Raw genomic sequence first — 24,050 nt, 5'->3', positions numbered from 1 at the left:
CTTTAAAACTTTATACATCTCTGAAAAATTATAAATTGGTTCTCTTTAACTCACCCAAAGTGGCTCTCGTCTCTTATTGCTAAAAGTGCAAAATTGGATCAATGACCTGCATCTCATCAACCATATGATCGAGATACTAAGATTTACCATTTATGAATGAAAAATAATGAGGTATGACATGAGTAGTAAGCACATTTCAATAAATACACGTAAACAACAAGCAACACCTCGAGGTGTTGGTGTGATGTGTCAATGGTATGCTGAAAAAGCTGAAAATGCGACAATCTGGGATATGGAGGGTAATCAATTTATTGATTTCGCTGGAGGAATCGGTGTATTAAATACAGGGCATCGCCATCCCAAAGTTATTAGTGCTGTTATTGAACAACTATCAAAATTCACCCATACCGCATATCAAGTTGTACCTTATGAAAGTTATGTCTCTCTTGCTGAGCATATCAATGAACGTGCACCAATTAATGGCAAGGCAAAATGTGCATTCTTTTCAACAGGGGCAGAAGCTGTAGAGAATGCAATAAAAATCGCCCGTTCATTCACTCAGCGTCATGGCATTATTACTTTTAGCAATGCTTTTCATGGTCGTTCATTTATGACCATGGCAATGACAGGTAAGACCGCGCCTTATAAAAGTGACTTTGGTTTAATGCCTGGAGGCGTCTTTCATGCACGTTATCCATCCGAGTTGAAAGGTATAACGGTAGATGATGCGATTCGAAGCATTGAAGATATTTTTGCAGAGGATATTGCTGCACATGATGTTGCAGCGATCGTACTTGAGCCTGTTCAAGGCGAAGGCGGGTTTAACGTAGTACCTGCTGAATTTTTAAAGCGTTTACGTTCCTTGTGTGACCTACACGGTATTTTACTGATCGCTGATGAAGTGCAGTCTGGTTTTGCGCGTACAGGTAAATTATTTGCGATGAACCACTATGAAACGAAAGCAGATTTAATCACCATGGCAAAAAGTCTGGGTGGTGGTTTTCCAATTTCTGGTGTTGTAGGGCGAGCAGATGTCATGGACGCTCCAAATCCTGGGGGGCTAGGTGGGACTTATGCTGGAAGCCCAATAGGTGTGGCTGCAGCACTTGCTGTTCTAGATGTGATTGAAAGTGAAGACTTGTGTAATCGTGCAAATGTATTAGGGGCAGAGTTAGTTGCACTTCTAAATACGATTAAAGCGACAACACACATGATTACAGATATTCGTGCACTTGGATCCATGATTGCAGTTGAATTAGAGACAGCTGAACAAGCCAAAATCATACAAAGTTATGCAATGGAAAATGGTTTATTGATTTTGACTTGTGGTCGTCATGGTAATGCGATTCGTTTCTTATATCCATTAACGATTCCTGCTACACAATTTAGCCAAGCATTGAGTATTTTAAAACAAGGATTTGCAAACTTAATTGCATCATAAGCAAAAGGACTTGAAATGCTTCAAAATCACTTAAGATATTTATTACAGCATTCAGACGTTTGTTTCGAAATGCCTAAAGATGGCTGTTATATCGAAGTCAAAGATGCTGCAACACATCAATCATTAGCATGGGTAAAAGCTTACAATCGTGAGGCTGTAGAGGGCGTTATTACGCGTTCACAAACAGCACAAACGACTTGGAAAGCTCAAACAGCATTACAGCGCGCGGATATACTTTGGAATTGGTATAAATTAATCATAGATAATCAAGAGCATTTAGCGCAGATATTAACTGCTGAACAAGGCAAACCTTTGGCAGAGGCACGAGGTGAAATTGCTTATGCAGCATCGTTTATTCGATGGTTTGCAGAGCAAGCGCGCCGTATTGACGGTAATGTGCTTACACCAACGCAATCACATCAACGTTTATTGGTTATTAAACAGGCTATTGGTGTGACTGCAGCAATAACTCCTTGGAATTTTCCAGCAGCAATGATTACACGAAAAGCAGCTCCTGCTTTAGCCGCAGGTTGTTCTATGATCGTGAAGCCTGCTGAGCAAACTCCTTTAACTGCCTATGCTTTGGAAGTTTTAGCAGTTCAGGCAGGTTTACCACAAGATGTATTACTTCATATCAGTGGTGATGCAATTGAAGTTGGTAAAATGCTGTGTGAAAGTGCCACTGTAAAAAAACTCAGTTTTACAGGTTCGACACAAGTGGGGCGTATTTTAATGCAACAATGCGCACCAACAATTAAAAAACTGTCCCTTGAATTAGGTGGCAACGCCCCAGTTCTGGTTTTTGATGATGCAAATCTTGAACAAGCTGTTCAAGGTATTATGCAGAGCAAATTCCGTAATAGTGGTCAAACTTGTGTGTGCGCAAATCGTATTTATGTACAAGAAGGGATATATGATCAATTGGCTGAAAAATTAACTGAAGCTGTGGCAAAGTTGAAAGTTGGTGATGGTCGCCTTGAGGGTTCAACCCAAGGTCCTTTGATTGATGAGAACGCTGTTGCTAAGGTGCAATCTCATATTCAGGATGCAGTCAGTAAAGGTGCCAAGATAAAAGTGGGTGGGCAACGTTCAAGTATAGGCGGAACTTTTTTTGAACCTACTGTTTTGACTGAAGTGACTCAGGATATGGATGTAGCAAAGGAGGAAACCTTTGGTCCTTTAGCGCCATTGTTCCGCTTTAGTCATGAAGAACAAGCTGTGGCGATGGCGAATGATACTGAGTTTGGACTAGCAAGTTACTTATTTACGCAGAATACTGCACGTCAATGGCGTGTGGGTGAAGCACTTGAGTACGGTATGGTCGGGATAAATACCGGTCTTATTTCAAATGAAGTTGCACCATTTGGTGGGATTAAGCAATCAGGTTTGGGACGTGAAGGTTCTCAGTTTGGGATTGATGAATACCTCGAAATGAAATATCTCTGTGTAGATTTATCGATATAAGCAATTTTTATAGTGAAACTCTTTCATAAATCAAAAAATGATTATGTTGAACCAACTACATGGGTTTCGATTTATTCCAAGTCATGACTTGGAATAATCCCAACTTAAAGCAAATACAAATTGAAATCATGGACTCTATAAATTTTTGTGTCCACATCATATATAAAATCATCACGATAAAGAACAAATCATACTAATTTTCATATGACCATTGTTTGCAATCAACTCTTGTTCAGCTGTAGCAATCAGACGAAAGTAAGTGTCCATCTTTTTATCAGTCATTTTTATTCTTTAAAAATTGAATTCAATTTGGTTTGATTTTAAAAAGAGATCAAGCCAATAGCACTTATTTCTTAATTACATTTTTGCAATACACTAAAGCTTAATAGGTCTAGAAAAATGATCAGTGATTATGAAAGAATAGCATCTTTCATGTGATATATATCTAATTGATCATGCTTATGCACTATTTAGTTAATATTATTTGATATGAAAATTAGAATTTTATTTCTAAAGGGTTGAGATTATAAATATTTTTATTAACTACCACTTACGGTATCTTAATTTAGAATCACAACAATAAAATTTAAAAACTCTCATCAAAATTCAAAAATTAAGGATTAATTCATGAGTAAAATTGAATCTAGCCCTAAATTAGGGACTTTAAGCGCAGATTGTGTAAGAAATTTTACTGTCCATTTTAGACGTCCATATGAAATTGGTCGACCTTCTGATCGATATCATGGAGAGTTTGGGTTTGATTGGGTGCGTGATGAATATATCTATCCTTTGCTTAATATTGAAGGGAAAAAAGATACGGTTCTAATCGTTCCCAACTACAGTTCACTTTATCAAGTTATGTATAGTAATATGGATAGTACTTATCATCTTAAAGATAATTTTTCATATTTCCCATCTTGGCTTTATTTTTTTGCTTCAAATTATAAAGGAATATATGGCAGTGAGGAAATAAATAAAGATGGTGTATGTTTAGATATAGAAATTCATCAGCAATTTACTGACAAAAATGACCCAGGACTGATTGATGAAAAAGAACCTCTGACAGATAATGGAACTATTCTAAAGTTTCAGGCTTCGAGTAAGTTCATCACACTATCAACATTTAATAATAATCAAAATGCTCAGACAGTATTTGAAAATGAAAATAGTATTGAATATAAACCCTTATGTGAACCTTTAAGTAGCTTTATCAACACAAAACGAGAATTTAAAAAACTAGATGCTCGTGAAGACATAACAACAGTTAATGGTGAAACTGTTAAAAAAATTGTAGAAACCAATAGATATAGTTATAAAAAAAATAATGCAATTACAATTCGTTGTTCGGGTGCAGTATTAAAAAAGAATGAATACATTAAAGTTATCGCATCACGAAATGGATGTCCGGATAAAGAGGTTGGGGTGATATATATTGGTCAAAATTCTGCGATCAGCGTCATTAGTATGGTTGAAGTTGATGTTAAAGTTAAAGGAGAAATTTTAGAAAAACCCAAAAACTATGAGTGGGAACTTAAAAACAGATATTTTAATCAATCTCTGATGGTATTTAAGGTTGTGAAAAGAGAGCTTTTTGATTTAGATTTATTGTCAAAAACAGATCCAGAAGTCCGAAGTTTTGTAAAAAAATGGTGGGAAGATGAGATAAAGAGTAAATATGGCATCAAATATTTGGAAAATATAACTGGTGAAAATGAAATTAAGGAAAATAATTTAAAAAGAAAGAAAAAGTTTAATCTAACTGAGGCTATTTATACAGAGTTTATTAGAGAGTTAAAAGAACTCTATTGGCGTAAAATGTGGGTAGAATTACGATCGCCATATAGTGATTTAGAAAGAAGAACATTTATTTTTTTCACACCGATTCGTATGAGAGCTGTACCACCTGAAAATCGAAACGATAACTGGGGTGGAATCTCAGGAAGTGCAAGTTTTAAAGCTTATCCAAGTCTAAACTATTTTAAAGGAGAACTTTCTAGTCAAGATGAATTTGATAATGCTATTGTTTTCTTTAAAGATGGTGTTGAACAAGGCTTTTTGGAAACGTATGCCCATGAGCTTGGTCATGCATTAGGATTAACGCATATTTTTGAATATGGGGAATTATTTGAATCGTATCAGGGGTATACAGATAATTTAATGGATTATGACTATACTACAAGTAATGCTATATCTAAGTTTAAAAATAGAGTAAATATATTATCTAAATATCAAATTGATAATATTCGTCTAAATCAACGTATTATAGGTATATTATGGATTTGGGTCGGAAAAGAGGCTAATTATTGAATTGTAAAGAAACACAAACAGGCTTATTTTTCCTCATAAGCCTGTTTTAAATTAGTTTGATTTATTCCAATCATATTTCTAGAGAATCTTTATTTTGAAGGATTCATATGGATATTGAAAGTTCCTTATTCCTTATGGAGAAGGCTAGGATGAGGAGATTTTTATGTTGATATATTTTTGAAAAAGAAATTTTTAAAGAAGTCTAATTATCGTTTAATCCTTTGATATATTGGGTTGAAGTTTTATATTTTTAATTAGGTTGATTAAGGTTTGCTTTTTATATTTTAGAGTGTATTGGTGCAAGGATTGTCTTTGGGTGAAAAATTAATAGCTTAATTATTATTTAACTGTTATTTTTGAGTTTTAAAAAAATTGAGTTGTTATATCTTATGTGGATTTTGATTTATTTTTTAAAATATATTATATTTTTAACAAGAAAACTTAAGCTTTTATTTTTCATATTAATGCCATCAATTCTTATAATTGGATGTGTGCATACGCCAAAAAATAAATCTAAGCCTATAAACTTTCATGAAAGTTTAACACTAATTTCGAAGAAAAATAATGTATGTAATCTCGCGATTGCTGTAATAAAGAATAAGAAAATTGTTGCATTGGATTCTGCCAACGGATGTGCCAAACCGTCTAAACAAGATACCGAAAGTATTTTTCAAGCAGCTTCACTCAGTAAACCTGTTTTTGCTTATGTCGTTATGAAATTGGTTGACGAAGGTAAATTGGAACTTGATGCGTCATTAACCCAATATTTAGCCCAAGGCTATCGGCATCAACATGATCCTTTGAAAAAACAACCTTATGATCTGGTCACTGATCCTCGCCTTCAAATGATCACTGCTCGGATGGTATTAAATCATACTTCTGGTTTACCGAATTGGGCATCAGGACCCTTAAAGTTTAATGCAACACCTGGCGAAAAATGGATGTACTCAGGCGAAGGTTTTATACTGTTACAGCGCGCTGTTGAAAATGTGACTGGTATGCCATTGGATCAAGTCATGAAAGATAGAGTATTTAACAGGCTTGGTATGGTACATAGCAGTTTTGTTTGGAATACTGACATTGAGAAAAAGCTTCTCATCGGAACTAAGTCTAATGCTCAGCCACGAAACATTATAAAACTTACTGAGCCTGTTTCTGCATTTTCTCTATATACCACAGCAGAAGATTATGGAAAATTTTTAGAAGCAGTATTAAATGATGCCAAATTACTTCAAGCAATCACTCAATCAACTGTAATGGTCGAGCCTAAACTTAATCTAAGTTGGAGCTTAGGATGGGGTGTCGAAAAAAACCAGAAAAACACTTATATATGGCATTGGGGAAATAATCCCGGCTATCGATCTTTTGTTTTTGCTTCTGTACAAACGGGTGATGGGTTTGTATTTTTGACCAATAGTGAAAATGGCTTATATTTAGCCCAACCAATTACAGATATGATTTTGCCAGATCAGCATAAGGTATTTGAATTCACGATGCTTAAAAGTGATATCGTTAATATTTTATGTAATTCAGTGCGTATATGCTTTTAGCATTGTAATCAGAGTTTGAGTCACATATTTAACGCTATAATTGAACAATAAAAATAGCTGAGTGTGATAAAAAATAAGTGATAAAAATCTTTCTTGGATAAACACTTACTTGTGCAATTTTTAAGGCTAAACCCATATTAATTATAAACAAGGCTTATTTTTCCTCATAAGCCTGTTTTAAATTAGTTTGATTTATCCCAAGTCGTTATTTTAAATAATCCAAACATAAAGCAAATCCAGATTGGAATTAAAATGACGGACTCTTTAAAGCCTTGTGTCCACATGATATATAAAATCATCACGATAAAAGTCAAGACGAGATAATTACTGAAAGGCGAAAATAACGCAGGGAATTTAGTCTGAGTACCTTCTATCTGAGCTATTTTTTTAAACTTTAAATGGGTAAAACTGATAATTGCCCAATTTAAAACCAACGCAGCAACAGCCATATACATAAGATGGCTCAATGCTTGTTCTGGTATAAAATAATTCAGCAAAACGCAACCAAAAATAAGGACAGAAGAGAATACCACCGCAGGCACGGGTACGCCTTGTTGCGTTACTTTGGCAAACATCGTAGGTGCATTGCCTTGAATAGCAAGTCCGTGGAGCATACGGCTATTGGCGTACATACCACTGTTATAAACAGAAAGTGCTGCGGTCAAAATAATAAAATTGAGCAGATGAGCTGCCCATTCAATACCAAGCTGACTAAAAATCATCACAAATGGACTTTTGTCCAAACCACCCAAATCAAGTTGATTCCATGGAATCAAAGACATGATGATGGCAAGAGAAGCGATATAGAAGATTAGGATTCTAAAAATCACTTGATTGATGGCTTTAGGAATACTTTTCTCAGGATTTTCTGCTTCAGCAGCAGTCATACCAATCAATTCAATACCACCAAAGGCAAACATTAAAAAGGCAAGCATATAAAATAACCCTGAAAATCCATGCGGGAAAAACCCGCCGTGCTGCCATAGGTTATTAAAACTTGCTGTTGAATCTGCGCCTGCTGTAAGTAATAAGTATAATCCAAACACAATCATTGAAATGACGGCAGTCACTTTGATAATGGCTAACCAAAATTCAGATTCACCATAAAACTTAACATTGCCTAAATTAAAGCCTGTAACCACGATAAAGAAAAATAAAGTGGATACCCATGCAGGTATATGTGGCCACCAATAATGGATGTATTTGGCGATTGCGGTGAGTTCAGTCATCGCGACTAAAATATAGACGACCCAATAATTCCAGCCAGATAAAAAGCCTGGAAATCTTCCCCAATATTTCTGTGAAAAATAACTAAAAGAACCAGCCACTGGCTCTTCTACAATCATTTCCCCCATTTGACGCATAATTAAAAATGCAATCAAACCCACGATGGCATAGCCCAAAATAATCGAAGGTCCAGCAGATTGGATGACTTGTGCAGAACCTAAAAATAGTCCAGTACCCACAGCGCCGCCCATAGCGATCAATTGGATATGGCGATTTTTAAGTCCACGTTTTAATTGGGGAGAAGATTGGTTCAAAATACAATGCGCTGACTAAAAACGGGTATTGTAATAGATAGATGATCAGCCGCCTAGTTCGAAAATGCGCTCAGTGCATGGATATTTTGGGTGAAAATTAAATTATATTTACATTGCAAAAAACTCATTTCAAATTGACTTGAGTTGGCAAATGCAGCACCACTTGTGCATCCTCAACAACATCTAAGCGTAAGATGGTGGATGCATCTAATTCATTTAATAACTGACTTAGTGGTCCACCATGACGAATCAATTTAACATATTTTGGCAAGAGTTTTTGAGTGAATGAAAGTGTGTTGGTCAAAACCTGAGTTTGCTGCCATTGATGATCAACTCGATGCAACATCGTTGTTTTACTGATTCGAGATTCTGGTTTTAGTTTCTTTAATTTCGGTGTTGTTGTCGTTAAACTAAGATCTGGTTGACCTATAGTATCTGTGAGATATGCATGGATTGTCGATGTATTGATATTGACATGAATTTCAGTCAGCCATTTAGGAAGTTGATAGCCATGTACTCCTCTGATACGTGCAATTTCAGTATCTACAGGGAGCGCGACAACATGAGCATAGAAATGACGTTGACGCATGGAACGGAATAATTCTAAGGCATGTGAACCTTTTGCTTGTGGTTGGCGTACAACAATTGCGACTGAAACTTCGTTATATGGGTCATTATCACAAACATCATAATGGAAAAATGTCAGTGCCACTAAGCCATAACCAGGGAGTGCTTGCAGTGGCTCTAATGGTTGTGGAAGTTTATTTCTGAGTTGTCGAATGGGTGCCAACATTAAAAGTTGAACATTAGAACTCTTATAATAGAAATTCGGCGCCCAAACCAGTCCGACTCTTGATGCTATTTGCTTCTTAGGAATTTTTCGAAAAAAATCGATATTTCCAACAGTAGCGTCTTGAGCGACTTGATCCAAATCGGGATTCATCCTAAAGCGATCATAATATCCACCTGATGGGACTTTGACCTTATATTGTCCAAATTTAACTTCAGTAAACTGCTTATCAGTATTCATTTTAGTTAACCTTTACATGGGAAGCAGGACTAAACCATATGGATTGAGTGGCTTAGAGCTTGATGTAATCACTATAAGTTTGAAGTGGACTTTAAGGTCAAGTCGAAAAATATAACAAATAAATATGCTTGGGAAGCATGTTGCAAGATTGTAAGATGGAGACCTTTTTTTAAACTGAAATTTAAAAATAAATTGATAGCGATCAAGGCTCAAACATAAAACTGTTATTTTCAACTGATTTTTTGATTTACATTTTTGCTATCAGGCGATAACTAAAAGTGTTGACCATCAAGTTTACTTTAATCTTAGTATTGAAATGTAATCCAACAATTCATTTCCAATGGGAATGGGATTTGTACGCATTGATTAAAACATAGATCAACAATTGAAATGTAAATCTCAAACGGGAGAAATAAGCATGACATATGTTACAACAAAAGATGGTGTGGAAATTTTCTATAAAGATTGGGGACCGAAAGATGCACAAGTTTTGTTTTTTCATCACGGATGGCCGCTTAGCTCGGATGATTGGGATGCACAATTATTGTTCTTTTTAAATGAAGGCTTCCGAGTCGTTGCCCATGACCGTCGAGGACATGGGCGATCAAGTCAGGTTTGGGATGGACATGATATGGATCATTATGCGGATGATGTCGCAGAAGTGGTTAAGCATTTGGGAATTAAAAATGCTGTGCATATCGGACATTCGACTGGCGGTGGAGAGGTTGCACACTATATTGCTCGACATGGAGAGGAGAATGTTGCTAAAGCCGTCTTGGTCAGTGCAGTACCACCATTAATGTTAAAAACAGAAAATAATCCAAACGGTTTAGCTAAAGAAGTTTTTGATGATTTACAAAGTCAGTTATTTAAAAACCGTGCGCAGTTTTATTACGATTTACCAGCCGGTCCTTTCTACGGATTTAATCGTCCAAATAGCAAAACGTTAGAGCCTGTGATTTTAAATTGGTGGCGTCAAGGTATGATGGGAGGTGCAAAAGCACACTATGATGGCATCGTGGCTTTTTCCCAAACAGACTTTACGGAAGATCTTAAAAAAATTTCAGTGCCAGTTTTGGTGATGCATGGTGATGATGATCAGATCGTACCCTATGAAAACTCAGGTGTTCTTTCTGCGAAACTGGTTCAAAATGGCACATTAAAAACCTATAAAGGTTACTCACATGGCATGTTGACCATTAATGCTGATGTGATCAATCCAGATCTTTTAGCATTTATTCGTGCTTAATCAAATCGACATGAATTTAAAATAGAGGCAGTGATGTCTCTATTTTTTTGCTCGATTGACGTAGTAAGGAGAAGAGTAATCTCATCTAAAATTTAATTTAAGTATTTGAAATTATTTTTAATTTAATTTTTATTCTGATTTTTAAGTGTATTATTTAATATATTAAATTTAATTGATAAAAGCACACAATATTTGATCTCAATTTTGCGGCTCGTAATACAATAAAAAGGAAGTATTAATGTATGCTTTGTTTGTTTTTTGTTCATTTTGGCCATTCAGTTATTTGCTAAGAAATAGCATGATTTTTATACATTAATAAGTAATCTATTCAATTCATTGAGCTTTTTAACTTGCTTATTAAAACTTCAATCTAAAGTCAAAATCACTTGAATTATGCTTGTTTACAACTCAGTTACAAAAAAATAATAATTTAATTAAAACTGAAAAATCAATTTAATGATTATTTAAGATATTAAAAAATATAAATAAATAATTGATCTCAAAAATTGATAGTTTTGCTGGGAATCATATCTCTTTCTTTAAAAAGTGTGACATTGTTTACATTTTTGTCTGAGTGTGCATAATACACATCGACCAACACTAATCATTTTTGTTTGTATAGGACACTTGGTATGAAAAAGATTTTTTTAGCGGCATCAGTTGCAGTTTTAGGGGTTTCTAGTGCTTTTGCAGCAGATGGTACAATTACAATTAACGGTTTAGTTACTGATAAAACTTGTGACATCGTTACACCACAAGGTAAAGACTTTACAGTAAGCCTTCCAACTGTATCTAAGCAAACACTTGCTAAAACAGGTGATGTTGCTGGTCGTACTCCTTTCACAATCAACTTAGCAAACTGTTCAGAAGGTAAAGTTGCAACTTACTTCGAACCAGGTTCAACTGTTGACTTCGGTACTGGTCGTTTAAACAACCAAAATGCTACTGCGAACGGTGCTAAAAACGTTCAAGTTCAACTTTTAGGTTCTAACAACCAATTCATTCCAGTACTTGCTGCTGGTGCTTCTGGTGCGCAAACGAACTCTCAATGGGTAGACGTTGCTGATAAAGGTTCAGCTGATCTTAACTACTATGCTGAATACTATGCAACTGATGCTTCTGCTGCTGGTAAAGTTACAACTTCAGTTCAATATACTATTATCTATCAATAATTTTTATTGAATTGTGCAGAGCTAAAGTGGGTCAGCCCACTTAGCTCTTTTACTTTATTTTAGGTAGAGATAATCGTTATGTTCTTGAATCATTCCTTTTTTAAAAAAGGTTTACTGGCACTTTTAATTCCGTTTGGTGCAGCAAATGCTGAAATCATTATTCATGGTACTCGTGTGATTTATCCATCTGATTCACGTGAAATTACCTTACAAGTGAGTAATAACGGAAATAATCCTGCATTGGTTCAAGCATGGATTGATGAGGGTGATGCTAAATCTACACCTGATCAATCCAAAGCACCTTTTATGATTGCACCACCGATTTCACGGGTGGAAGCAAAAAAAGGACAGTCTTTACGTATTAGCAGTATGCCTAAAGCAAATGAATTAAGTAAAACTCAAGAAACGTTGTTTTGGTTGAATATTTTGGATATTCCACCGAAACCTTCCGCTAAAGATCAAAATGTTGTGCCAGAGAACTTTTTACAACTCGCGATTCGTTCACGTATTAAGTTTTTCTATCGTCCAAGCGGAATTAAAGAAGATGCTGCTTTAGCACCTGAAAAGTTGCAATGGAGCAGTAATGGGACACAGTTGGCAATTAAAAACCCGACGCCATTTTATATTACCTTGACTTCGATTATGCAAGATCAGTCAGGTAAACGCGTTGATTTACTTGCTGAAGGTTTAATGTTGAAACCGTTTTCTGATGGAACTGTGAACTTAAAAGGTTCGAATGTCGCAAAAATGACTTTCACTACAATCAATGATTATGGTGGTCGTGTAGAGCGCAATATTAAATTGCCTTAAATTGGCAAGGCTTTAAATTTCACTGTGATGCGTCATTTAAAGCACCTTTGAATAATGATGAAACACCTTTAATCATTCCATTTAACTGAGAGTAAGCGAATTAAAAACCTATTCATTTGTCAATAGGCAGACTTCTTTATGCAAAAAAATGAACAAAGCTATAAGTGGATCAAGCGACATATTCGTTATTATGTGGCTTGTGGCGTGATTACACTTAGCATTCCAGCTCTAGTTAATGCAACTGAAACTGACTTAGACGGGACAGAACAGTCTCCGACTGCTGCAGAAGCAGAATTTGATTCGGCTTTTTTAATTGGCGACGCTAAAAAGATTGATGTGAATCGTTTTAAATATGGTAATCCTGTTTTACCTGGCGATTACAATGTCGATATTTATGTCAATGGAAATTGGTTTGGCAAACACCGTATGGTGTTTAAAGCCACTGAAAATAATCAAAATGCCTATACCTGCTTTAACTCAAGCCAACTTTTAGAATATGGCGTTAAAGCAGAAGTATTAAAAAAAGGCGAAAGCACTTATCCAACTGGATGTCAGAAAATTGAACAGTGGGTAGAAGATTCGTTTTATGAATTTGATACCTCACGTTTACGTGTTGACATCTCTATTCCACAAGTGGCTATGCAAAAAAATGCACAAGGCTATGTTGACCCAAGTGTTTGGGATCGTGGCATCAATGCTGCCTTTCTTTCTTATAATGCCAGTGCCTACAAAACTTTTAATAAATTGCAGGGTGGTGAAGAAACCACCAATGCCTTTACTTCAGTAACTGCTGGGGCAAATTTAGCGGGTTGGCAATTTCGTCACAATGGTCAATGGCAGTGGCAAGATCGAACAACGGTTGATCATACTTCTAAATCAAGTTATGACGCGATCAGCACTTATGTTCAACGTGCATTTCCTCAATACAGAGGTGTATTGACCTTAGGTGAAAGCTTCACTGATGGTGAAATCTTTGATTCATACGGCTATCGTGGTGTCGATTTCTCCAGTGATGACCGTATGCTTCCAAACAGCATGATTGGTTATGCACCACGTATTCGCGGCAATGCAAAAACCAATGCAAAAGTCGAAGTACGTCAACAAGGCCAACTTATTTATCAAACGACGGTAGCGCCGGGTAGTTTTGAGATTAATGACCTCTATCCTACAGGTTTTGGTGGTGAGCTAGAGGTTTCTATTTTAGAAGCCAATGGTGAAGTTCAGCGTTATTCAATTCCTTATGCATCTGTTGTACAAATGCTACGTCCAGGAATGAGCCGTTATTCTGTTTCAATGGGGCAATTCCGTGATAAAGATATCGACCTTGATCCATTTATCGTACAGGGTAAATATCAACGCGGGGTCAACAACTCAATTACAGCGTATGGTGGTGTACAGTTCTCTGAAGATTATTCAGCTGTGACATTAGGAAGTGCATTTGCTACACCAATTGGTGCAGTCGCACTCGATGTGACACACTCTCAAGCTGATTTTGAGCGCCGTAAAAGTGAAAGTGGGCAAAGTTTCCGAATCAGCTACAGTAAGTTGATTACCCCTACAGATACCAATTTAACTTTGGCGGCTTATCGATACTCTACTGAAAACTTCTATAAGTTACGTGATGCTATCTTAGTTCAAGATTTAGACAAGAAAGGCATTAGTTCTACGCATGTTGGCAAACAGCGTAGTGAATTTCAGATCACGTTAAATCAAGGACTTCCAGAAGGCTGGGGGAACATGTACGTGACAGGTTCATGGGTAGATTATTGGAATCGTCAAGAAACGACACGTCAATATCAGGTCGGTTATAGCAATTCTTACCGTGGTTTGACTTATGGCTTGTCAGCGATCAATCGTAATATCGAAAATAAAGCCACAAAAGTAACCAGTAATGATACTGAGTATATGCTGACATTATCATTGCCATTGTCGTTTAAGAAAAGCTCAGCCAACTTAAACTCAATCATGACGCAAGATAATGCGACAGTGGGTGTGAGTGGTGTGGTTGGTGATCGCTTTAACTATGGTACGTCTGTATCGACGCGTTATGGCGACAATCCAAGTGCTAACTTGAATGCACAGTATCGTACAAACTATGCAACTGTAGGTGGTTCTTATAGTGTTGCTGATGGTTATGAACAAGCAATGTTGACAGCACGTGGTAATATTGTTGCACATCCCCAAGGCGTATTGTTTGGACCTGATCAAGGTCAAACCATGGTCTTGGTTTATGCTCCTGAAGCAGCAGGTGCAAAAGTCAATAATGCGACCGGTTTAAGTATCAATAAATCAGGTTATGCCGTTATTCCATATGTGACACCTTATCGTTTAAATGACATTACACTTGATCCAGAAGGCATGTCTGCGGATGTTGAGTTGGATGGTACCAGCCAACGTATCGCCCCTTATGCAGGTTCAATTTCACAAGTCAGTTTTGTGACTAAACTGGGTAAGGCAATTTATATTCACAGTATGAAAGAGAATGGTGACACGCTACCTTTTGCAGCAGAAGTATATGATACAAAAGGGGAAAATGTCGGTATGGTTGCGCAGGGCAGTATGGTTTACTTGAGAACCAATACCACGGCAGATACAGTAACGGTTAAATGGGGCGAAAATGCCGATGAGCAATGTCGCATTCAGTATGATGTTTCGGCGCAAGCAGCAGACAAAAAGCAAACCATGATCATGGCGGAAGGTGTGTGTCAATGAACTATAAAGTTTTAAACAGTGTATTCCTGCTTTTAGCTGGAGCAGTCAGTTCAGGGGCTTATGCTGCTTGTATACCTGATCGAGGGTTCTCAACAGTAGATGTCAGTATGGCAGTAGGACGTGTGGTTGTTCGACCAAGCGATGCTGTTGGCAAAGTTTTGAAAAAAGCGTCTTTTCCAATCAAACCGAATGGGTCAACCTATAGTTGTGGCAGTTCTGGTACGCTTGAGGCAGTTCATACTCAAAATTATTCATTGAGCCCTATCGGTAATTCTGTTTTTAATACCAATATTGATGGTATTGGTATCCGTTTATATCGAGAAGCACCGTCAGCTCCAGGTTTTGCTGATTATTATCCTTACCGACGTACTGCAACGGGTAGACGTGTTTTGGCTGAAGGTTTTTTTATTGTTGAAATTGTAAAAACTGGAACTTCTACAGGCTCGGGTGCACTGGTTCCGGGTACATATAGTAGCTATCGTTCAGCAGATCGCCCAAACCCACCTTGGTTAACCAGTACAGTTTATGGCAATGCCATTACCATTGCTTCGTCTTCATGTGAAATATTAGGTAATATCAATAAAACGGTAAACCTTCCAACCGTGAATAAAGCTGATTTCAAAGGTGTCGGTTCTACCCAAGGCGAACAAGCATTTGACCTGAACATTTTATGTAATGGCGGTAAAAATCCAACAGGTTATGAAGAAACCAATAAAATTAGCCTAAGTTTTGATTATGATGCGGTGAGTAGTAGCCTGCAAAATGTACTTGCCAATACTAACGCTACTGGAACCAGTGCTTCAGGTGTGGGCGTACAGTTGCAATCTCAATATAAAAATGCCAATCGTGTGATTGCTAAAAATGACAAGCTGGAATTGGGTACTTTAAAGTCAAATGACAACATTCAATACAATGTTCCAATGACTGCACGTTACTATCAAACAGCAACCAAAGTGACCCCCGGAAAAGTCCGAGCTATGGCAACCGTCACAATTGAATATGATTAATTGAAGTAAATCATATTTTACTTCAATTATTTTTTTATTTATCCACTGGATAATCTTGTATTAATAATGAGGTTATGTAATTAATTAACTACACCATTTCTTTAAAGGGGATTGAGATGGAGTTAATTAAAAAATTAGCCTTTTTATTAATAACATTTAGTATATCGATTTTAAGTTTAAATGCATCTGCTGAGGAGATCATGTTTTACGGGGATATAGTAGAATTTACCTGTGAAAGAGATTCAAATAATTCAAATTGCAAAATGATTGATAGCACTGTTGAAGCGATTAAAAGCAAAGCAAACGTTGATAGCCTTAGCTTTAACAGCTTGATTGAAAAGCAAGGCAATAGCATGGTTCACCTCAATATAGAAGATTTAGAAAGTGATCTACATAAAATATTGGTTGTGGATTATTACTAAATAGAAATTATGTTAATTGCATCACGTTTATTTTAATATTTATATTATGTTTGGCTTTAAATATGGTTTAGTTTTTAATTAGATTATATTTAAAGCGCTTTTTAATATATTTGTTGAAGTAAACATTATTGAATCGGTGGAACTATTCTTTTTAAAATATCCATAAAAGTTTTTAAAATAATATTAACATTTTTGCCTTTATGTGTAATAAGACATATAGGTGTACTATAATGCATAACATTTTGCATAATAGGTTTCATAAAGCCATCTACGACCCATTTTCTCGCATAGTGATCGGGTAAAAAACCAATAAATTTACCAGTCAGTATAAGAAAAGCGATTCCTTCTCGATCACTTGCAGTAGCAGAACAGTTTAATAACTGATGTAACTTCATTGCTTCTGGGCTAATGGCATAGTTTGGAAGCACTGTATTCCATTGCTTGAGGTCTTTTGGGTTGATTTTACCTGTGTGGTTGAATAAAGGATGATTTTCCCCACAATATAAAAATGAGTTTTCTTGATATAAATGAAAGTAATCCAATCCTGACAGTGGACTGACCAAGGGGATGGCACCTGCATGTAAACGGTTATCTAAAACACGACATTCGATATCGGACAATGTACTCATGCTGATATTGATCACCACTTCTGAATTTTCTTCAGCGAGTTGCGCCAAAGATTTGGTGATATAAGCACTTTGCATGGTGACCAGATTATTAATGATTCCAATGTTGAATTCACCTTTCAATTGATTGTGCATTTGATTGATTTTGGCACGAAAGTCTTCAATCGAGGCGGTCAACATTTCAATATATTGTAAAACCTCACGCCCTTCATCGGTGAGCGCAAAGCCCGCTCGCCCTCGTTGGCAAAGCCGAATACCTAAACGATTTTCAAGATCACTCATATGTAAACTAATCGCAGATCGGCTAATGCCAAGGATACTTTCAGCAGCAGTAAAGCTGTGGCAATCGCATACTGTTTTAAAAATTTTAAGCAACTTTATATCAAAATCAGTCACTTGGTTTAATTTTTTTGGTTTCATTTAGTTTTACTTTTTTATATCTAAACTCAAGATAATTTGAATTTATCAAAACTATATCGCTTTGTACACTCAAGACATAACCCTAAAACAAGAAGAGTGATTATGTTTGAGATCGATACATCAACTGACCGTGACTATGCAGCGGAAGCAAGTCAATCCAATACGCAGATGAATTTGAACTATCAAGCTTACTGGATGCCGTTTTCTGCAAATCGTAATTTTCATCAAGACCCACGTATGATCGTTGGGGCACAAGGATCATATTTAATTGATAACCATGGGCGTGAAATTTATGACTCATTGTCAGGTTTATGGACCTGTGGTGCAGGGCATACGAGAACTGAAATTCAACAGGCAGTCAGTCAACAGCTGGCGAAATTGGATTATTCACCGGCGTTCCAGTTTGGTCATCCTCTGGCTTTTCAATTGGCTGAAAAAATTATTCAGCATATGCCTGAAAAACTACAACATGTTTTCTTTACTGATTCAGGTTCAGAATCCGCAGATACCGCGATCAAAATGGCACGCGCGTATTGGCGAATTCAAGGAAAACCAAGTAAGACCAAATTGATTGGTCGAGCACGTGGTTATCATGGGGTAAACGTTGCAGGTACCAGTTTAGGTGGCATTGGCGGGAACCGCAAAATGTTTGGGCAATTGATGGATGTTGATCACTTGCCTCATACTTTACAATCCGATTTGAGCTTTACCAAAGGCTGTGCAGAAACTGGTGGCGTAGCGTTGGCGGATGAATTGCTCAAGCTGATTGAGTTGCATGATGCTTCTAATATTGCAGCAGTGATTGTAGAACCAGTGTCTGGCTCGGCAGGCTGTATTGTGCCACCTACAGGGTATCTACAACGCTTAAGAGAAATCTGTGATCAACATGATATTTTACTTATTTTCGATGAAGTCATTACGGGTTTTGGACGTATCGGAAAATGGACTGCGTCGGAATATTTTGGGGTGAGCCCAGATATATTGACCTTTGCTAAACAAATTACCAATGGTGCAATTCCTTTAGGTGGCGTGGTGGCGAGCCATGAAATCTATGATGCCTTTATGCAACAAGATCTGCCTGAACATGCGGTTGAATTTACCCACGGCTATACCTATTCAGCGCATCCAGTGGCTTGTGCTGCAGCATTAGCAACCTTGGATGTTATCGAAAAAGAAAACTTAATTTCTCAGTCTGCAATTTTAGCGCCAAGTTTTGAAAAACTGATTCATGAATTAAAAGGTGCACCTCATATTCTTGATATTCGTAACTGTGGATTAATCGGTGCCTTACAATTAGCCCCTCGTGATGGAGATGCGACAATTCGTGGCTTTGAAATAGGAATGAAGTTGTGGAAAGCAGGCTTTTATGTTCGCTTTGGTGGTGACACCATTCAATTTGGACCGATGTTTAACAGTACCGAAGCACAGCTGTCTCGATTAATGAATGCTGTTGGAGATACCTTATACCAAGTGAAATAAGTTTTGTAGATGAAATCAAAGCTCATGGAAAATGACGATCGACAAGGAAAAGTGATGAATAATTTAGAAAATTTTAGTCCAGCATCATCAGATACAGGTTTTACAGAAACAATCGAAACGGTTGATGTCGTTGGACATTTTATTCAAGGTGGTCTGGTTGCTAAGACCACCAGAAAACAAGCTGTGTATCATCCAGCAACAGGTCAGGTTAGCAAACAGGTGGCACTTGCTGATACTGCACTGGTCAATCAAGTCGTTGAGCTTGCGCAACAAGCATTCCCGGAATGGCGTGATACACCTGTGATTAAGCGAGCGCGAGTAATGTTTAAGTTTAAACAATTACTTGAAGAAAACGCGGATAAACTCTGTGAATTAATTGGACAGGAACATGGCAAAATTTGTCATGATGCCAAAGGTGAATTGCAACGTGGCATTGAAAATGTTGAATATGCTTGTGGAGCACCTGAATTTTTAAAAGGTGAATTTTCAAAAAATGTCGGTCCAGATATTGATTCATGGAGCGAATTTCAACCTTTAGGTGTGGTTGCTGGAATTACCCCATTCAATTTCCCTGCGATGGTGCCACTGTGGATGTTTCCAATGGCAATTGTCTGTGGCAACTGCTTTATTCTGAAACCCTCAGAAAAGACTCCATCCGCAGCCCTATATTTAGCTGAATTGTTGAAACAAGCGGGTTTACCAGATGGTGTGTTCAATGTGGTCAATGGTGATAAAGAAGCAGTCGATGCTTTGCTCCATCATCCAAAAGTACAAGCCATGAGTTTTGTTGGTTCTACCCCGATCGCTGAATATATTTATCGTACAGCAACCTCAACAGGCAAACGTTGTCAGGCATTAGGCGGTGCAAAAAATCATGCCATTATCATGCCCGATGCGGATATTGATAATGTAGTCAACTCGTTGTTGGGTGCCGCTTTTGGCTCATCTGGTGAGCGTTGCATGGCATTGTCTGTCGCTGTGGCAATCGGTGATGAGGTTGCCGATCTTGTGATCGAAAAACTCAAACTGGAAATGCAACAGTTAAAGTATGGACACTATGCCGATGAGCAAAATGACTTTGGACCGCTCATTACACAAGCACATAAAGAGAAAGTTCAAGCTTTTATCCAAAGTGCTGAACAACAAGGTGCTAAAATTGTTGTGGATGGACGCAATGCGAAGCCATTAGGTTATGAAACAGGTTTTTTTGTTGGTCCTACTTTGATTGATCAAGTCTCATCAAAAATGGTCAGCTATCAACAAGAAATTTTTGGTCCTGTTTTACAGGTGATCCGCGTAGCAACCATGCAAGAGGCGATGCAATTGATTAATGAGCATGAGTATGGAAATGGGACTTGTATCTATACACGCGATGGAGAAGCTGCCCGTTATTTTACCAACCATGTTCAAGTAGGCATGGTGGGCGTAAATGTACCATTGCCTGTACCAGTCGCATACCATAGTTTTGGTGGTTGGAAGCGTTCATTGTTTGGTGACTTATATGCTTATGGTCCAGACGGTGTGCGTTTTTATACGCGTCGCAAGACCATTACCCAACGTTGGCCTTCAGCTCAAATCCGCGAGTCCAAACAATTTGCAATGCCAACTTTAAATTAGCGTTGCGATCCAGAGAGAAAATCCTTGGTTTTCTCTCTTTATTTTTAATAGGAATTTAAAAATGTAATTCACAGTTTTATAAAAGCATGACCATTTTCCAAAGCGTTGTGACAAAGCTCAGATTTGAAATGGAAACTGCTGCTGATTATTTTAAGGAATAAAATATGAATAGTGCAAAAACAACAAAACTAGGTGAAGGACTTTCCAACCGACATATCACGATGATTAGTATCGGTGGTGTAATTGGTGCAGGTTTATTTGTTGGTTCTTCTGCTGCAATTGCAAAGGCGGGTCCTGCTGCTGTACTTGCTTATATTATTACCAGTGTGATCGTTTTTTTAGTGATGCGCATGCTTGGAGAAATGGCCGTAGCTCAACCAGATACAGGTTCTTTTTCTACCTATGCACGTAAAGCGATTGGTCCTTGGGCAGGTTTTACTGTTGGATGGTTATATTGGTGGTTTTGGGTCTTGGTGATCCCGATTGAAGCGATTGCAGGTGCTGAAATTTTACATGCTTGGTTTCCACAAGTCTCCAGTGCGATTTATGCTTTTGCATTTATTATTTTACTGAGTCTTGCCAACTTCTTTAGCACAAAAAGTTTTGGCGAGTTTGAGTTCTGGTTTGCTTTAATCAAAGTGATTGCGATCTTGTTGTTTATTGTGATTGGTGCAACAGCAGTATTTGGACTTTGGCCTTTGGCTCGAGATGTAAGTGGTGTGGGAAATTTATTTTCCAATGGTGGATTTATGCCTCATGGCATGGGCGGTGTGTTGTCAGCGATCCTAATATCTGCATTTTCATTTTTTGGTATTGAAATCCTCTCTATCGCAGCAGCCGAATCAAAAAAACCACAGGAAAAAATTAAACGTGCGACCAATTTAGTGCTCTATCGTATTATTTTATTTTTTGTTGTTTCGATATTTCTTGCCGTGGCCTTGGTCGATTGGCGTTCACCCGACTTACAAAAGTTAGGTACATTTCAGTATGTATTAGTGAGCCTAAATGTCCCTCAAACTAAATTGATTATGGATATGGTGGTGTTCATTGCGGTTGCGAGCTGTATGAATGCGGCGGTTTATACTTCTTCAAGAATGCTGTTTGCTTTGGGAGCACGCAACGAAGCACCAAGACTGGTTACTCAAATTAATGGTTCGGGTGTACCAACAATTGCAGTATTTGCTTCGACTTTTATTGGCTTGATTTGTTGTGCTGTGAATTATATGTTCCCAGGACAGGTTTTTGGCTTCTTACTGTCAACTACAGGCTCTATTGCTCTGGTGGTTTACTTGGTGATCGCTGTTTCGCAATTGCGTTCACGACATCAGTTGGAAAAAAGGGGCGCGCAGATTAGCTTTAAAATGTGGATGTTCCCTTGGCTGACTTGGTTTGTAATTGCCATCATCATGAGTGTGTTGTCTTATATGTTTTTATCACCGCAGTACAGTTATGAAACAACCTTGTCCTTGGGTGTAACTTCTATCGTAGTGATATGTGGTGTACTGGTGACCCGTAAGAATAAAACAACCAAAAGAGTAGTCGTACAAGTAGATTAGAGAATTTGCTCCAGTTTGTTCAAAAGATCAAACATTGCTAAAGTGATTTAATTGAGCTGTCAGAATTTATCCACTTTGAAGCCTCTATTTGTTGGCTGATAAAGTGGATAAATTTAATTTAAAAAATAATTTGATTCGTTCAATCAATTGTAGGGATATTCTTGAGTGTTTCTACCCACCATTGACCAAAGCTTGGATATGTTGAAGGAAATTTGCTTCAGCACCTGCAGCATTCACATGATCAAAATATTGATACCAACCACTGTCACGAATACCATCAAGGAGTGCTTCGCGCGCTTGCGAATTGGAAAAACGCCAAATTCCTAAATATTGATGAGCTGTACTTTGGTCAATTGGAGAAATGGTTTCCGTCAGAGTCAAAACTTCAACCCCCATACTTGATAAGTTTCCTAAAGCCTCGCCAACTTTACTCAGATATTCCAATCGTTGTTCATTTGGAAGTGTCTGCCAAGTGGTCTTTGGTGTATATAATTCAACAAGATAATGATACATATAATTTTTCCTTTCTTCGGTGGTTTTAAAATTTTAATTGTGCGTGATTTGATTTTGATGTTTTAAGCTTCTTTTTCATGAATCAGGTTTTGACTCACTTTTTCCAAAAGCGAAGTGAGCTGTATGCGTTCTTGTATCGTTAAGTTGCCAAAAATCTGTGCAATCCAACGACTATGTTGTTCAAACACAGTTTTCGCTGTTTGTTTGCCTTGCTTGGTCAGATGAATCTTTAAAGCACGTCGGTCATCATGGTCAGCATGACGTATGATGAGTTCATCCCGTTCTAATCCATCCAACAAACCAGTCACTGTTGCACGCGTAATACCTGCTTTATCAGCAATATCTTTTGGAGCTAAACCTTGTGGTGATGCATCTAATAAGAATAGAACGATAAAACGACCTTCGGTTAAACCATGTGGGGCAAGTTGCATTGCACAGTCATGATCAATCAAAGATGCGAGTGAAAGGGTTTGAAAACATAGTTTTATACTTTCAAGGTTCGCAATGTTTTGTTTGCTCGCTTCATCCAAGAGGGCTCGGTATTTTTGTTCTAGCTTCATTTTATTAGCTACCATATAGTATGGTGGCTAACTATATGCATCATATCAAATATTGTCAACTTAATTGAGTCAATGTTTAGTTAAATTTTAGTCAAAAAATATTGATGAAATTGTTGAATTTTTATTTAAAAAATAAATTTAAAATGATGTGTTTTAAGTTTTTTATAAAGATATTTTTGATAATCAAATTTTGATGATTGAATAAAAGTGGGTGATTGGATTGCTTTTTTGATCTTTATTTTTTTGGAGTCTAGAAATCAGTCAAAATAGATATTTGCTAAAGTGGATCAAAAACAATCATGGATAGAGTAATTAAAAGCTTAGAAAATTTGACAGATCTTTTTTACAATTAATATAAATCAATTAGAACAGAATAGACTGAAACCCTTGGAATGGGCATATCTTTAAGCTCATGACTAGGTGTTAGATACGATTCAAGATATGCCCTGAGTTCAATAATGACTAAGAATATGTCAATAACTTAGCATTTCTATATTTTATTTAAAGGGCTAAATTTAACGATATTAAAAGTCAGTTTTTCATGTAAAATTATTAGAAATTTAAATAAAAATGA

18 protein-coding genes are annotated in these 24,050 nt (G+C 37.1%); 13 read left to right on the top strand and 5 right to left on the bottom strand.

Annotated features, from left to right (window positions below; translation table 11 throughout):
- Positions 1 to 178 precede the first annotated feature (178 nt).
- The 4 genes from gabT (at position 179) to AAV97_RS19810 (ending at position 6,762) form a co-directional block, all read left to right on the top strand.
- Positions 179 to 1,441, top strand: a complete 1,263-nt coding sequence (gene gabT, locus AAV97_RS19825) for a 4-aminobutyrate--2-oxoglutarate transaminase (RefSeq protein WP_046761522.1) — start codon at positions 179 to 181, stop codon at positions 1,439 to 1,441.
- Positions 1,442 to 1,456: 15 nt separating this feature from the next.
- Positions 1,457 to 2,905 carry an NAD-dependent succinate-semialdehyde dehydrogenase gene (locus tag AAV97_RS19820; protein WP_046761521.1) on the top strand — a complete coding sequence of 483 codons (1,449 nt, stop codon included), beginning with the start codon at positions 1,457 to 1,459 and terminating at the stop codon, positions 2,903 to 2,905.
- A 627-nt stretch (positions 2,906 to 3,532) separates the two neighbouring features.
- Positions 3,533 to 5,212, top strand: a complete 1,680-nt coding sequence (locus AAV97_RS19815; RefSeq protein WP_046761520.1) for a M43 family zinc metalloprotease — start codon at positions 3,533 to 3,535, stop codon at positions 5,210 to 5,212.
- Positions 5,213 to 5,601: 389 nt separating this feature from the next.
- On the top strand, positions 5,602 to 6,762 hold the full coding sequence (locus AAV97_RS19810) for a serine hydrolase domain-containing protein (RefSeq protein ID WP_046761519.1): 1,161 nt from the start codon (positions 5,602 to 5,604) through the stop codon (positions 6,760 to 6,762).
- Positions 6,763 to 6,944: 182 nt separating this feature from the next.
- Here the strand turns inward: AAV97_RS19810 and AAV97_RS19805 are convergent, their stop codons facing one another.
- Both AAV97_RS19805 and AAV97_RS19800 read right to left on the bottom strand, forming a co-directional pair.
- Entirely contained in the window at positions 6,945 to 8,303 is a 1,359-nt protein-coding gene (locus tag AAV97_RS19805) for an amino acid permease (protein WP_081409775.1), read from the bottom strand.
- Between the two features lie 124 nt (positions 8,304 to 8,427).
- On the bottom strand, positions 8,428 to 9,333 hold the full coding sequence (locus AAV97_RS19800; protein ID WP_046761517.1) for an acetoacetate decarboxylase family protein: 906 nt from the start codon (positions 9,331 to 9,333) through the stop codon (positions 8,428 to 8,430).
- 418 nt (positions 9,334 to 9,751) lie between these two features.
- On the opposite strand from AAV97_RS19800, the gene AAV97_RS19795 reads away from it, so the two are divergent.
- The 6 genes from AAV97_RS19795 to AAV97_RS19770 all read left to right on the top strand — a co-directional run bounded on the left by AAV97_RS19795 (position 9,752) and on the right by AAV97_RS19770 (position 16,705).
- Positions 9,752 to 10,582 carry an alpha/beta fold hydrolase gene (locus AAV97_RS19795; protein WP_046761516.1) on the top strand — a complete coding sequence of 277 codons (831 nt, stop codon included), beginning with the start codon at positions 9,752 to 9,754 and terminating at the stop codon, positions 10,580 to 10,582.
- 632 nt (positions 10,583 to 11,214) lie between these two features.
- On the top strand, positions 11,215 to 11,754 hold the full coding sequence (locus tag AAV97_RS19790) for a fimbrial protein (protein WP_009584595.1): 540 nt from the start codon (positions 11,215 to 11,217) through the stop codon (positions 11,752 to 11,754).
- A 78-nt stretch (positions 11,755 to 11,832) separates the two neighbouring features.
- Positions 11,833 to 12,564 carry a molecular chaperone gene (locus AAV97_RS19785; protein ID WP_004829024.1) on the top strand — a complete coding sequence of 244 codons (732 nt, stop codon included), beginning with the start codon at positions 11,833 to 11,835 and terminating at the stop codon, positions 12,562 to 12,564.
- A 138-nt stretch (positions 12,565 to 12,702) separates the two neighbouring features.
- On the top strand, positions 12,703 to 15,276 hold the full coding sequence (locus tag AAV97_RS19780) for a fimbria/pilus outer membrane usher protein (RefSeq protein WP_046761515.1): 2,574 nt from the start codon (positions 12,703 to 12,705) through the stop codon (positions 15,274 to 15,276).
- Positions 15,273 to 16,283 (top strand): fimbrial protein, encoded by a 1,011-nt coding sequence (locus AAV97_RS19775; RefSeq protein ID WP_009584552.1) that lies wholly within the window; start codon positions 15,273 to 15,275, stop codon positions 16,281 to 16,283. The genes AAV97_RS19780 and AAV97_RS19775 overlap by 4 nt, the downstream gene beginning before the upstream one ends.
- Positions 16,284 to 16,399: 116 nt before the next feature.
- Positions 16,400 to 16,705 carry a hypothetical protein gene (locus AAV97_RS19770; RefSeq protein WP_004829019.1) on the top strand — a complete coding sequence of 102 codons (306 nt, stop codon included), beginning with the start codon at positions 16,400 to 16,402 and terminating at the stop codon, positions 16,703 to 16,705.
- Positions 16,706 to 16,830: 125 nt separating this feature from the next.
- Here the strand turns inward: AAV97_RS19770 and AAV97_RS19765 are convergent, their stop codons facing one another.
- Positions 16,831 to 17,751, bottom strand: coding sequence for a LysR family transcriptional regulator (locus AAV97_RS19765; protein ID WP_005032554.1), 921 nt, complete (start codon positions 17,749 to 17,751; stop codon positions 16,831 to 16,833).
- Positions 17,752 to 17,853: 102 nt separating this feature from the next.
- Between AAV97_RS19765 and AAV97_RS19760 the strand changes: the two genes are divergently transcribed.
- The 3 genes from AAV97_RS19760 to AAV97_RS19750 all read left to right on the top strand — a co-directional run bounded on the left by AAV97_RS19760 (position 17,854) and on the right by AAV97_RS19750 (position 22,403).
- The gene (locus AAV97_RS19760) at positions 17,854 to 19,230 is read left to right on the top strand and encodes an aspartate aminotransferase family protein (RefSeq protein WP_046761514.1); all 1,377 of its coding nucleotides are present in this window, start codon (positions 17,854 to 17,856) and stop codon (positions 19,228 to 19,230) included.
- A 51-nt stretch (positions 19,231 to 19,281) separates the two neighbouring features.
- On the top strand, positions 19,282 to 20,847 hold the full coding sequence (locus AAV97_RS19755; RefSeq protein WP_406935488.1) for a CoA-acylating methylmalonate-semialdehyde dehydrogenase: 1,566 nt from the start codon (positions 19,282 to 19,284) through the stop codon (positions 20,845 to 20,847).
- A gap of 164 nt (positions 20,848 to 21,011) precedes the next feature.
- A complete protein-coding gene (locus tag AAV97_RS19750) occupies positions 21,012 to 22,403 on the top strand; it encodes an amino acid permease (RefSeq protein ID WP_046761513.1) in 1,392 nt (463 codons plus the stop codon).
- Between the two features lie 171 nt (positions 22,404 to 22,574).
- Here AAV97_RS19750 and AAV97_RS19745 read toward each other — a convergent pair whose 3' ends face one another.
- Positions 22,575 to 22,916 carry a DUF6616 family protein gene (locus tag AAV97_RS19745; RefSeq protein WP_046761512.1) on the bottom strand — a complete coding sequence of 114 codons (342 nt, stop codon included), beginning with the start codon at positions 22,914 to 22,916 and terminating at the stop codon, positions 22,575 to 22,577.
- 62 nt (positions 22,917 to 22,978) lie between these two features.
- Positions 22,979 to 23,476, bottom strand: a complete 498-nt coding sequence (locus AAV97_RS19740; protein ID WP_081409774.1) for a MarR family winged helix-turn-helix transcriptional regulator — start codon at positions 23,474 to 23,476, stop codon at positions 22,979 to 22,981.
- Positions 23,477 to 24,050: the final 574 nt, after the last annotated feature.

Source organism: Acinetobacter sp. Ag2 (genome assembly GCF_001005515.1).
GTDB lineage: Bacteria > Pseudomonadota > Gammaproteobacteria > Pseudomonadales > Moraxellaceae > Acinetobacter > Acinetobacter bereziniae.
Note: the sequence above shows the minus strand (reverse complement) of the source record. Positions and strands in the feature narration are given on the sequence as shown.